The following is an 11713-nucleotide window of genomic DNA, read 5'->3' as shown; positions in this document are numbered from 1 at the left end:
ATTTCAATAATGCTTAAGTTAAGGGAGTAACCCCTTTTTTGAGGATTATGTTGCCGTATTTTCTAGTAGTACCAGTTACTACGACACAAGTAGCGGTTTGCGCTCTATCATAGAATGCAAATCTATCGATGAAGGTAATCTCTGTTCCTTCAGGAAGAGCGTCCGCATACTCTTCAACTAAACCATCTGGTAATCGATCACCTTTGACAGGTGCCATCATTACCACTTTGTCATCAACATATTGATCAAGCTCAAACAGGGGAACAATCGCTTCCAATAACTGGGAGACTTCTATTCCATCGGCTCTGAATATCAAGTCATTACAGCTGTAGGCAGGGAAATGAGCATCGCTAATGACGATTTCATCTCCGTGGCCCATCTTGCATAACTCTCTCAATAAGTCAGGTGATATCAAGGGACTAATATTTTTTAACATCTTATTGCCTTATTACTTCCGGATCTTTTAACTAAATTGGACTAAATTCTTCCGCTACTTCTACAGACTCTAATTTTTTGCTCTATGACGTCCGCCATGGCCTGCTTCGCTTTAACGTTATACTCACGCGGATCATTCACGGCTGGGTTTTCCATGAATACTTGTTTTAGCGCATCCGCATAAGCTATTTTCAGCTCTGTTGCGACGTTTACTTTACAGATACCCATATCAATGCAGCGACTGACATCTTCATCTGGCACACCCGATGCACCGTGAAGCACCAAAGGAATATCAATCAAAGCCGCGATTTTTTCTAATCGTGCGAAATCTAACTTAGGCTTTTCTTTATAAAGACCATGAGCAGTACCAATAGCAATGGCTAGTGAATCGATATTGGTTGCTCGAACGAGTCGCAACGCATCTTCTGGAATCGTATATGGGTCGTTGGCAACTTCGATAATCATGTCATCTTCTTGGCCTACCAATTGACCAATTTCCGCTTCCACGCTACAGCCAAAGCGGTGACAAAGTTTTACCGCTTTTGACGTTAACTCTATATTTTGATCGAGAGATAATGCGCTGCCGTCGATCATTGCCGAGCGGATACCACTGCGAACTTTGAATTCCATATCATCTAAATCATGATGATGATCGAGGTGAAGAACCACTTGCATGTCTCTAACGCGTGCCGCTGAATCAACGATACTTATCATCTCTTGGATGCCACCATAGCTATAGGTACCAGGCGTACCAGCGATAATTACTGGTGATTCAAGCTTCTTACATGTATCCAAAACGACGTGTACAGTTTCTAGGTTATGCACATTAAATGCTGGTATTGCGTAACCATTTTTCTGTGCATCTTTTAATAAGTAATTACTGTTTATTAAGTTTTTCATTACGCATCTTCCCAGCTTAGTAATATTTTTCCTTCCGATGGAAGCCCATTTAATTTAGTTACTTCGTCTATGAAGGCTTTCGGTTTGTATACACCTTCAGTAAGCAAATCCGTGTTTATCAAATTCTGTTCAAATAGGTCCGCCGCAACCTGCCACTCTTTACCGGGATACGGCGCAGAGTAGTTCATCCAACTACCAAAAATGGTCAGCTCTTTGCGCAAAATGACTTCGAATTCTTTGTAAGTCATGTGCAGATCTTTATGCAAAGTACCAATTAGCGCGATAGCGGCTCGGGGTCCTGCTATCTGTGTTGCCAACTTAACAGTAATCGGCGTGCCGGCTGTTTCGAGAATCAGTTGATTTTCATGCAATTCAGTCATGGATTGGAATGCTTCGATTGATTCTGTCTGAATCGAGTTGACGCAAACATCGGCGCCCAATAACTTGGCTTTGTCCAGTTTGCTTGGGTTGATATCGATAGCGGTGACACTTTTTGCCCCCAACGCTTTAGCAGTTTGAAGCGCTAACAACCCTATTGTCCCGACACCGATCACAACAACATTTTTGCCCTTACAACCACCAGCCATCAATATAGGGTGAATACCTACCGTTACCGGTTCGAAAAACGCCCCTTGTTGTAGCGAAATTGTCTTAGGTAGTCGAAAACAACTTTTTTCTGGGACGACAACATACTCTGCATTACCGCCCGGCATTCTTGAACCGACAAAGCTATAATCTTTACACAGTGAATACTCACCGTTTTTGCATCGAGCACATTTAAAACAAGGTACTAGCGGTGCACAGACTATATTGTCTCCTACGTGGATGCTTTCTACGTCTTCAGCGACTTCCACTGCTTGACCTGAAAACTCGTGACCCAAAGTGATTGGATAAAAATGTGCTCCGTGATGAAAAACCCTTGGGATATCAGAACCGCATAACCCTGAATATTTAACTTTAACGAGAACACACCCTTCTCTCACTTTCGGTATGTCTGATTCTTGTATTGCAAGGCTTTCATTGCTTTCAACAATTACCTCCAACATTTTTTGTTCCATTTTTGCTACTCCCGTCACGGAAACTTTCGAAACCGCGGACAAATATATTCTTTCGAATGTTTTCTTCGTATTAATCTATCTGTTTTCAAGTATAATAACGAAAGCTTTCGATAACCAACGGAAGTTTTCGATTTTAAATCATCGATCACACTTTTCGTGTGCTTTCTTTTAAAAACAATTCGCAAGGAGTCAAAAGGTGTATATCGGTATAGATTGTGGAACTCAAGGAATAAAAGTAGCGATATGGGATGGTAGGAGCGAACTCTTAGGCGTAGGATATGAAACCTATCCCCTTATCAGTAATGACAATGGAAGAAAGGAACAACAAGTAGACTGGTGGCTTGATTCGCTCGTTGTTGCAATGGATAAAGCCTTCGAAAATACGGGTGAAAACAACCGACGTGTAGATCGTAAATCCATTGAAGCTATTGGTGTGTCAGGGCAACAACACGGGTTGGTTATCTTAGATAATAAAGACCAAGTTATTCGCCCTGCCAAGCTATGGTGTGATACTGAACCAACTGATTTGCTTAATCAATTTGTATCATCAAACAAGATTAACTTTGCAGAAACCATCGGTATCAACGTCCCGGTCGCATTTACTATTGCGAAGTTGTTATGGACAAAAAACGAAAAACCACAAGACTTCGAAAGAATAGCTAAGATTATGTTACCTCACGATTACATCAACTATTGGTTCACGGGTAACTACGTGACAGAAGCAGGAGATGCATCGGGTTCTGGTTTGCTAGATACAAACAGCAAAACATGGAGCAAGCAGGTTGTCGATATGATAGGCCTACCTGATGGATGTCGATTGCCCGAGCTTATCCCTTCTCAAGCAGCGCACGGTACGATAAGAACCTCACTAGCAGCAGAGCTTGGCCTTTCTCCAAACGTTATCGTTTCCAGTGGTGGTGGCGATAATATGATGGCAGCCATAGGAACCGGTAATGTTGGTACGGGACTTTTAACCATGAGCTTAGGAACTTCAGGTACCGTCTATTCGCACACAAAGCAACAGATTGAGAGTGTCGATTACCCTGATCTCAATGCCTTTTGTTCTTCAACAAATGGCTATTTACCTCTTGCCAGTACCATGAATGTGACAAGCGCCACAACCGCGTTTAGAGATCTGCTAAAGACTGACATTTCAACCTTCGAACAAATGATAGCCTCTGTATCACCGGGGTCACAAGGCATCGCTGTCATGCCTTATTTGTCCGGTGCTAGGTTACCTAATGTTCCCAAGGCTAAGGGAGCAATCTTTGGTTTGACCGGTGATAATCTAACCCAACAAAACCTGCTTAGAGCGGCCGTAGAGGGCGTAACCTATAATCTCGCCAAAGGGGTTGAGGTATTGTCGGATGCAGGCCTAAGATTTGATTCCGTTTCTCTCATTGGTGGAGGTTCGAATAGCCAAACATGGCGGCAGATAATCGCAGATGTTACGGGACTAATTGTTAACGTTCCAGCAGCCAGTGAAGCGGGTGCTCTAGGAGCTGCGATGCAAGCTAAATGGGCTTTTTGTCATGAGAGTGGTATCAGAACGACCATAGAGGACATCGCACGTGACAGTGTCACTCTAGCGCCGGGTATGATGGCGACTCCTAACCAAGCACAGCATGAGTACTACCGAGAGCTGTATAGTGAATACCACAAACAGGTAGACGCTTACGTTAGCCAATTCCTATAAAACCAAAACCCCCGTCAATCAGAGTTTGACGGGGGTTTTTATTATTCACGTATTAACAGAGTTAGAATCAATTACACCCGTAAGAGTAATCATCCAGAACACCCTGAATCTTGCTCATCATCAGTGATTTTGGATTAGAGTCGAGTTCACTTGCTACTACTTTTTTATACTGCTCAGGAAGGTACTGGCTTAACATACCAAGTGGTATTTCTAACGTTTCTAAATTGGTAATTAGGCTATCCATTGCGCGAGTTATTCTAGGATTAGTCCAGTAATATCGTACCCTGTCTGAAAGGCTATAGTTTAAATCAACCATTGCTTTAGAGTGTGTTTCACTATAATAGTTTTTCCAATAAGTTTGGTCATCTAATAGCACTTCGTGAATCACATCTTTAATATGGCTCTTCGCTTCTGAAGCCACTAATTCTTCTTCAATATCAGCCAAAGCAAACACCGCTTCTCTAAGCGCAAATGTCACGGCTGGACCCACTTTCAAGATGGCGTAATGGTCTCTCACTAGCTCTCTAAATGCTTCTTTTGTTTGATAATCCGTCGAATGGGCTTCGTATACGAAATCTGTGCTTTCGATATACGTTGATAAATCTTTCGCTTCTTCAGGCTTGTAATGAATAACACTCGAATGGTCGAACTCAACTCCAGGTTGAACAACAATACCAACGACCCTCGATAGCGCCTGTTCTATCCCTCTAGCTTTGAAGGCTTCCACATGCGTTGTTACCGTATTTTCTGCATCTTTTACCGTAGTAACATGCACAGAATTAATGGCTTCTTTTTCGCCACCAGGAACAGGGACTTCTGTACCGATAACGTAGGTTAAACGCCCTTTAAGTTCATCACTTGCGGCTTGTTCTGCCACCTCACATAGAATCGCCGCTCGTTGAGCGACAACGACGGGGTCCAAAGGAACCGGATCATCAGAACAAGACATGGATGCATCTAAATGAATCTTAGTAAATCCAGCTTTTACGTAGTCTCTGATTAGTACTTTCGATTTTTCCATTGCCTCTGCAGCTGGTTCTTTCTGCCAGCAGTTAGGGCCAAGGTGATCGCCACCTAGTATTATTCGGTCCTGATCGAAACCAACTTGTTTCGCAATCTCGTTTACAAATTTGTAGAAATCTGCTGGTTTCATACCCGTGTAGCCACCAAACTGATTGACCTGATTAGACGTCGCTTCAATTAACACTTTGTTATCAGTATTAAGTTCATATCTTAGCGTCGCCTCTATTACTAACGGGTGAGCCGAACAGACGGAATATATCCCTATGTGTTCACCATTTTTATGTTTAGCTACAATACTTTTCATTTCCGAACCCTCATTTCGTAATCCTTCCTTTATTTTTGATCGCAATCAAACGAAAGTAAATAAAAGAATTAGAAATTAACGATATTTTTGACTTAAAATGAAAAATTGGACGTATAAACACATTTCGAAACAAATTAAAACAATGAAAAAAAAAAGAAAGGCCCGTTAACGGACCTCTCTCTCTTTTTTTGTTGTTTGCTAGAACATAATTTTTCTATTCGTTTTTACCTATACTTTAGCGGTTCTATGACCAAATTATCACCACTCAAAACACCTTTCCTCACCTGATTATTGTCACCAAGTTGAACCAAACGATTATGGATAACACCATCTTGAATGACTTTCACATAGTCTAACTGACCAACTTGATATACCGTATTTTCAGGAAGAATAAGCACCGATTGCTCACCGCTTGACAGCACAACCTTGCCATAGACCCCTGGATACACCAGAGATGTAGTATCCATCTCTAGCTTAACGACAAAACTTCGTGAACTGTTATCTGCCGCAGGTGATATCTCAACTACATTGCCTTTTCCTTTAATATCGTACGTTGGCAACTGATAAGCCAAACTGGAACCAAGATGGACATCTCTAATTTGAGCTTCTGAAATATTAACCTGTAGTTGAAGCTTTTCAGGGTTATACATACTCAACAATTGCATACCCGGAGAGGCCGTGTCCCCCATATTGGTATTCTTCTGAGTAATGAGTCCATCAAAAGGCGCCGTTATCATACTAAAGCCAAAAGTCGTCTCGGCTTCAACCACTGCCGCTTCTGCTTGTTTAAATGAAGCTTGCGCCGTTTTTAGATCGCTTTCTGCTTTGTCAAACTGAGATTGGGATAGAAGCTTCTTACTAACCAGCTCTTTTACTCGTCGATATTCTTTACGTGCCGCATTCAATATTGCCTGTGCTGACGATAAAGCTTGCTCTGTTTGCTTTACTCTTGCGTCGAGGTCTCGACTTTCTAACCTCATTAATACATCGCCTTGCTTTACAACCGATCCAACATTAACGAGGACTTCCGCCACCTTAGCGGTTAGTCGTGCAGATATAATGGCCTTTTGATCCGCCGCCACAGTGCCAGTGAATTCGTAACTGACCGGCATCGTTTGCGGCATGATTGCAACGGTTTCGATTTGAGGATAATCAGCCGAGTGTCGTAACCCTTGTTCTGGTAACTTCTCGGAAAAAAAACCGGCCATATATAAAAACAGTAATCCCAATATAGAGAATAGGGCTAAACCCAATAAGATCTTTGACTTCTTCATGCTTCTTCCTCTTCTTGAATGGGTAAACCATGTCCTTTTACATCGCGATAAGCGAGATTATAAACCACGGGAATGACCAACAAGGTAAATACGGTTGAGGCTGTTATACCGAATATAATCGCCCATGCTAAACCATTAAAAATAGGGTCAAGAGTAATGACTATGTTTCCCAATAGCGTCGTACCTGCCGTAAGTAAAATTGGCCTCATACGAACCGCCCCAGACTCAATAAGCGCATCGGTTAGCGCTTTACCTTCCGCGAGCGATTGTTGGATAAACTCAATCAGCACAAGTGAGTTTCGCACGACGATGCCGGCTAAGGCGATCATTCCTATCATTGCCGTTGCCGTAAAGAGTGCTGGATTTGGGTAGCCATTGATATCGTCACTAAACACGTTGAGCAGCCAAAATCCAGGCATGATGCCGATAACGGTTAACGGAATCGCGAGCATAATAATACCAGATACCGCAGGAAGGCCGGTTTGAATAAGCATAACCACAAACACGCCTAGTAACGCCGCGCCGTACGCAATGCCAAGATCAATGAACACATCTACCGTTATTTTCCATTCACCTTCCCCACTCCAAACGACGGTGGTACCGGGCTCCACTGACCAACCATCACCGGCACCATTATTTAGATAATGTCGCGTGCTGACAGGGTTTCGTTCGCTTAACGTCTCTTCATCTTTATCGGACATCACATCGGCAACAATTCCACCGGGTACCCTACCGGCCGATTCAGCGTAAACATAAACGACAGGTTTTAAATTTTTGTGGTTTATAGGCTGCTCAACCGGTTGTTTCACAAACGAGCCCAATTCAGAAACCTGTACCAAAGGTTGAGGGGCATCGACCAAAGCACCATGAACTTCATTCTTAGCGATACCTGCTCGCCCACGTACATAAAGCGCGGTTAATTTATTCAGATCGTCACGATTATGTTTTGCCAATCTTACCTTTACTGGCAAAGGATTGATCTCCCGCTCAGCTTGTAGATGACCTAATACAAAACCTTGATTGGCAGTCCGAATCGTTTCATTGATGTCGTATACTGATATTCCTGACAGAGCGGCTTTTTCTCTATCAACAACGAATTGCCACGTCTCAAATTTACCTTGGATGGAGGTATCAACTTCCGAGACAAATTCCTCTCGCTTTAATCTTTCCGCCACTTTCAAGGCTTGTTGTTGGAGTACGTCGTAACTGGTCGTCTCTTCGCCATACACTTCCGCCGTGATGGTGGCAATCACAGGGGGGCCCGGTGGGACCTCGACTAACTGAATATCGGCAAAATGCTTGACGGCAATAAGCTCGATATCATCTCTTAACCTAGTAACTATCTCGTGAGATTGTTGGACTCGTCTGTCTTTATCGGCAAGGACAATACGAAGTTCACCTTGATTAGGCTGACTGCGCATAAAGTAATGCCTAACCATACCGTTAAAGTCCATTGGAGAGGCAACCCCTGCAAAAGCAGAAACTGACACAACTTCAGGTACGCTAACCAGATAGTCCGAGAAATCTCGCAATGCATTTGATGTGCTAACAAAACTGGACTGCTCGGGCATATTTACAACGAGTTGAAACTCATTTTTATTGTCGTACGGAAGCAGCTTTAAAGGGACAAGCCTTAAGGCAGGGAGTAGAGCCGCACCCGCAAAGAGAACCGCAACAAGGCCTAAGAATAACCAACTTTTACGTCGATTACTCAGCAGTGGGTGTAGTAGCTTTTTATACCATTTATACAACAAGGTCGTTTGTACATCGTATGCGCCATCATCACTTGCCCTTCGCAATATTTTACGCGCTAACCATGGGGTTATCATAAAGGCAACAATGGTGCTAAATACAACGCTTATCGGCACATTAAATGCGAGTGGCGCCATGTATGGGCCCATCATGCCGGTAATAAAAAACATTGGGGTAAAGACAATTACGATGGCGACAGTCGACATAAGCAAAGCACTTCGAATTTCGGCCATCGCTAAAACGATCGCTTTCGTACGCGAAAGGTCTTTTCGTTTTAGATAACGCTCGATGTTATCGATGCTGGCAATGGGGTCATCCACGATTAAGCCAAGTGCGAGGATCAAAGCAAACAAGGTGACGCGATTAATGGAGTAACCGAACGCCAAGTCCATCCCTAGCGCGGCGCCGTAGCTGATTGGAATAGCGATGCCTACCACCAACGCACTTCGCCAGTTTAAGAATAGACCGACAAACACGACAACAGTTAGGATTGAAATACCTAAACTTGATACAAGATTCGATACCTTATCATCTGCCGTTTGGCCGTAATTTCTTATAACACTGAGTTCAACACCTTTCGGCAGCTGTTCCCGTTTCAGGCTATCAAGTTCTTGCAGTACACTTTCAGCAACGGTTACGGCGTTAGAGCCTTTCTGTTTGGCCACGGAGATATAGACCGCAGGGTAGGTCTCGCTAATTTCTCCATTCGCAGAACCAAATTGAAACCAAGTATCATCCGTTGCTTCTTCCGGCCCATCTGAGATAACAGCAACATCGCGCAGAAACACTGGCCGACCATCCACAACATTAACAACCAGTTCGCCAAGTTCTTCTGCCTTAGTGAAAAACTGTCCGGATTCTAGCTCGTACACCAACCCTGACTGATGGACCAATCCGGAATTTTGCTTGTTATGGCTGACAGAAAACGCATTCTGCAGGTCATCTATTGTGGTTTTGCGACTGGCCATCGCCGAACTGTTTAGCTCTATTTCGACGATACGAGACTGTCCACCAATGACTTCAACCACATTTGTACTGTCTAATGCTTTAAGCCTTTGAGTCGCTTGTTGTGCGATTCGACGTAATTCGTAGCTGCCGATTTGTTGAGGATTGGTTGAGTAGAGTGAGGCGACGACAATGGGGACATCATCTATCTCTACTGGCTTAACTATCCAGCTAGTTACTGACGCAGGTACCTTATCTTGATTCGCGTAAAGCTTGTTATACAGCTTTACTAGCGCATCCTCTCGCCCTTCTCCAACGTAATACCTTACGATAACTTGAGCAGCGCCACGCACAGACGTCGAATAGACATACTCAACGCCGTCTATTTGACTCAACAATTTTTCTAGTGGTTCGGTGACCTGTTTTTCAACCTGTTTAGCACTCAGACCCGGTGCTTGAATGATAACATCCGCCATTGGGACGATAATCTGGGGGTCTTCTTCTTTAGGCGTCATCACAAGTGATACCACTCCGATTGCGAGCGCAAGCAGAATTAATATCGGAGGAAAGAAACTGTTCATTACCTTATGAACAAACCCACCATTAAAGTCCTTTTTCATCTTTCCTCCTAAACAGACCAACTGTTGTGATGTTTAACCACACCATTACTTATTTATATTAGTTACCCGAAACCGTTTGGGGGTCGGAATACTTCTTTTTGTTGATGCAAATCAAAATATTAGCAGTACCAAGGCCAACCATCATCGTGGCGAAAAATATCACCACGCCAGCATTACCAGCAGCGAGTGATGAAACAACAGGACCCGGACACAAACCGACCAAGCCCCAACCAAATCCAAATGTGCCTGCGCCTAGAACCAATCGAGTATCTACCTTAGTATTTTTGCTAAGGGTGAATGCCTCCGCTAGAACTGGTTTATTACGAGGTTTAATAATAAGTAAATAGGCAGGCAAGAACACCGCAAGTGCTCCCCCCATCACAAACATAAGATCTGGTGACCACTCACCAGCCACATCTAAAAATCCAATCACGTTAACTGGGTCTACCATGCCAGATATAGCCATACCAAGGCCAAACAAAATACCCGCGATAAGAGAAACAAAACGAAACATACTCACTCCAAACTACAATAGGTGAAGACGAACAAACACGGTCAACGCAGCAACCAACATAAAAATAGCGGTCGCAATAACAGAACGAAAAGACAAGCGCCCCATCCCACAAATGCCATGGCCACTTGTGCAACCATTTCCGAGTTTGGTTCCCACACCAACTAAGAATCCAGCCAACGCTATCAATCCTGCACTCTCCGCGAATTCGGTCGGTATGTGTACATCGAAAAATGCGACGCCTATCATGCCGCCTGAAATCATCCCTACGAAAAACAATAACCGCCAAGAATAATCTTTTGACTTGGGCGTTAAGAGCCCAGTTAAAATCCCGCTTATCCCAGCGATCTTTCCATTCATTAGTAACAACAAAGTGGCTGATATCCCTAATAGCACACCACCGAACAACGAATCCCAAGGAATGGCGAAGCCCATTTTTTACCTCTAAAAGTAATTAAAATTTATACACAATAAATCTGATGTAGACTCGCAATCAAAGAACCAACTCTCTCATCTGATAGCGAATAAAAAACTTGTTGCGATTCTTTTCTAACGTTGACCAACCCGTGTTTACGTAACACGGTCAAATGCTGAGAAAAAGCTGACTGGCTCAAAGAGGACTGTTCTTGCAGCTTCCCAGCACCGAGTTCTCCCTGCATTAGTTGGCAGAGAACCATTAATCTTTCTGGGTGCGCCATCGTCTTGAGTAACTCAGACATCTCAACGGCGTTACTTTGCATTTTTATCAGTTCCATGCCAGCTCCAGTCAGTTAATTCACTTATTTAGATTTTACTAATATAGTAAAATTAGTCAACTCTTAATTAGTTTATTCGAATAAATAAAAATAACATTAGACATTACTAATTTAGAATATTATAGTAATCATGTGATCATTATCGAGGATAGGAAAATGACAGTAGATAGCGGTATAAGAGTATTGGCTGGTAGCATGGTTCTGTTATCAGTAATTTTAACTCATTTTGTGCATCCGGCATTTATGTGGTTAACCGTCTTTGCCGGCCTAAACCTGTTACAAAGTGCCTTCACTGGATTCTGTCCGGCGGTGTCAGTTTTGAAGAAACTAGGCTGTAAATAACCTTGTTGCCCTTTCGTTCAAGGTATCAAAAGTACTGTCTTTATAGACTTATGATACCTTGGGCAACAAGAAACTAAGAAAGCATAATTTATTACCCG

General features: G+C 43.1%; 11 protein-coding genes. 2 read left to right on the top strand and 9 right to left on the bottom strand.

The features are described 5' to 3' along the window. Positions 1 to 13 precede the first annotated feature (13 nt). Genes fucU through IUZ65_RS22945 form a run of 3 tightly spaced genes read right to left on the bottom strand, consistent with a single transcriptional unit; the run spans position 14 to position 2393 of the window. Positions 14 to 436, bottom strand: a complete 423-nt coding sequence (gene fucU, locus IUZ65_RS22955) for an L-fucose mutarotase (RefSeq protein ID WP_195706319.1) — start codon at positions 434 to 436, stop codon at positions 14 to 16. Positions 437 to 477: 41 nt separating this feature from the next. Continuing rightward, positions 478 to 1335, bottom strand: a complete 858-nt coding sequence (gene gatY / locus IUZ65_RS22950; protein ID WP_195706318.1) for a tagatose-bisphosphate aldolase subunit GatY — start codon at positions 1333 to 1335, stop codon at positions 478 to 480. Beyond that, positions 1335 to 2393 (bottom strand): alcohol dehydrogenase catalytic domain-containing protein, encoded by a 1059-nt coding sequence (locus IUZ65_RS22945; protein WP_229638292.1) that lies wholly within the window; start codon positions 2391 to 2393, stop codon positions 1335 to 1337. The genes gatY and IUZ65_RS22945 overlap by 1 nt, the downstream gene beginning before the upstream one ends. A 196-nt stretch (positions 2394 to 2589) precedes the next feature. Between IUZ65_RS22945 and xylB the strand changes: the two genes are divergently transcribed. Continuing rightward, on the top strand, positions 2590 to 4089 hold the full coding sequence (gene xylB / locus IUZ65_RS22940) for a xylulokinase (protein WP_195706317.1): 1500 nt from the start codon (positions 2590 to 2592) through the stop codon (positions 4087 to 4089). A gap of 67 nt (positions 4090 to 4156) precedes the next feature. On the opposite strand, the gene gatZ is transcribed toward xylB, so the two are convergent. The 6 genes from gatZ to IUZ65_RS22910 form a co-directional block, all read right to left on the bottom strand. Then, positions 4157 to 5416 carry a tagatose-bisphosphate aldolase subunit GatZ gene (gatZ, locus tag IUZ65_RS22935; protein ID WP_195706316.1) on the bottom strand — a complete coding sequence of 420 codons (1260 nt, stop codon included), beginning with the start codon at positions 5414 to 5416 and terminating at the stop codon, positions 4157 to 4159. Positions 5417 to 5640: 224 nt separating this feature from the next. Continuing rightward, positions 5641 to 6690, bottom strand: a complete 1050-nt coding sequence (locus IUZ65_RS22930; protein WP_195706315.1) for an efflux RND transporter periplasmic adaptor subunit — start codon at positions 6688 to 6690, stop codon at positions 5641 to 5643. After that, positions 6687 to 10007: an efflux RND transporter permease subunit gene (locus IUZ65_RS22925; protein WP_229638291.1), complete on the bottom strand. Its 3321-nt coding sequence runs from the start codon at positions 10005 to 10007 to the stop codon at positions 6687 to 6689. The genes IUZ65_RS22930 and IUZ65_RS22925 overlap by 4 nt, the downstream gene beginning before the upstream one ends. Before the next feature lie 58 nt (positions 10008 to 10065). Continuing rightward, positions 10066 to 10521 (bottom strand): YeeE/YedE family protein, encoded by a 456-nt coding sequence (locus IUZ65_RS22920; RefSeq protein ID WP_195706314.1) that lies wholly within the window; start codon positions 10519 to 10521, stop codon positions 10066 to 10068. 12 nt (positions 10522 to 10533) lie between these two features. After that, positions 10534 to 10953 (bottom strand): YeeE/YedE family protein, encoded by a 420-nt coding sequence (locus tag IUZ65_RS22915; protein ID WP_195706313.1) that lies wholly within the window; start codon positions 10951 to 10953, stop codon positions 10534 to 10536. Between the two features lie 26 nt (positions 10954 to 10979). Then, positions 10980 to 11273: an ArsR/SmtB family transcription factor gene (locus IUZ65_RS22910; RefSeq protein ID WP_195706312.1), complete on the bottom strand. Its 294-nt coding sequence runs from the start codon at positions 11271 to 11273 to the stop codon at positions 10980 to 10982. 156 nt (positions 11274 to 11429) lie between these two features. Between IUZ65_RS22910 and IUZ65_RS22905 the strand changes: the two genes are divergently transcribed. Next, positions 11430 to 11615, top strand: coding sequence for a YgaP family membrane protein (locus tag IUZ65_RS22905; protein ID WP_195706311.1), 186 nt, complete (start codon positions 11430 to 11432; stop codon positions 11613 to 11615). The last annotated feature ends 98 nt before the right edge of the window (positions 11616 to 11713 follow it).

The organism is Vibrio sp. VB16, assembly GCF_015594925.2.
In the GTDB taxonomy this organism is placed as follows: Bacteria; Pseudomonadota; Gammaproteobacteria; order Enterobacterales; family Vibrionaceae; genus Vibrio.
Note: the sequence above shows the minus strand (reverse complement) of the source record. Positions and strands in the feature narration are given on the sequence as shown.

Coding starts and splice junctions, on each gene's coding strand:
- fucU (WP_195706319.1), bottom strand. CDS start 436: ATGTTAAAAAATATTAGTCCCTTGATATCACCTGACTTATTGAGAGAG.
- gatY (WP_195706318.1), bottom strand. CDS start 1,335: ATGAAAAACTTAATAAACAGTAATTACTTATTAAAAGATGCACAGAAA.
- IUZ65_RS22945 (WP_229638292.1), bottom strand. CDS start 2,393: ATGGAACAAAAAATGTTGGAGGTAATTGTTGAAAGCAATGAAAGCCTT.
- gatZ (WP_195706316.1), bottom strand. CDS start 5,416: ATGAAAAGTATTGTAGCTAAACATAAAAATGGTGAACACATAGGGATA.
- IUZ65_RS22930 (WP_195706315.1), bottom strand. CDS start 6,690: ATGAAGAAGTCAAAGATCTTATTGGGTTTAGCCCTATTCTCTATATTG.
- IUZ65_RS22925 (WP_229638291.1), bottom strand. CDS start 10,007: ATGAAAAAGGACTTTAATGGTGGGTTTGTTCATAAGGTAATGAACAGT.
- IUZ65_RS22920 (WP_195706314.1), bottom strand. CDS start 10,521: ATGTTTCGTTTTGTTTCTCTTATCGCGGGTATTTTGTTTGGCCTTGGT.
- IUZ65_RS22915 (WP_195706313.1), bottom strand. CDS start 10,953: ATGGGCTTCGCCATTCCTTGGGATTCGTTGTTCGGTGGTGTGCTATTA.
- IUZ65_RS22910 (WP_195706312.1), bottom strand. CDS start 11,273: ATGGAACTGATAAAAATGCAAAGTAACGCCGTTGAGATGTCTGAGTTA.
- IUZ65_RS22905 (WP_195706311.1), top strand. CDS start 11,430: ATGACAGTAGATAGCGGTATAAGAGTATTGGCTGGTAGCATGGTTCTG.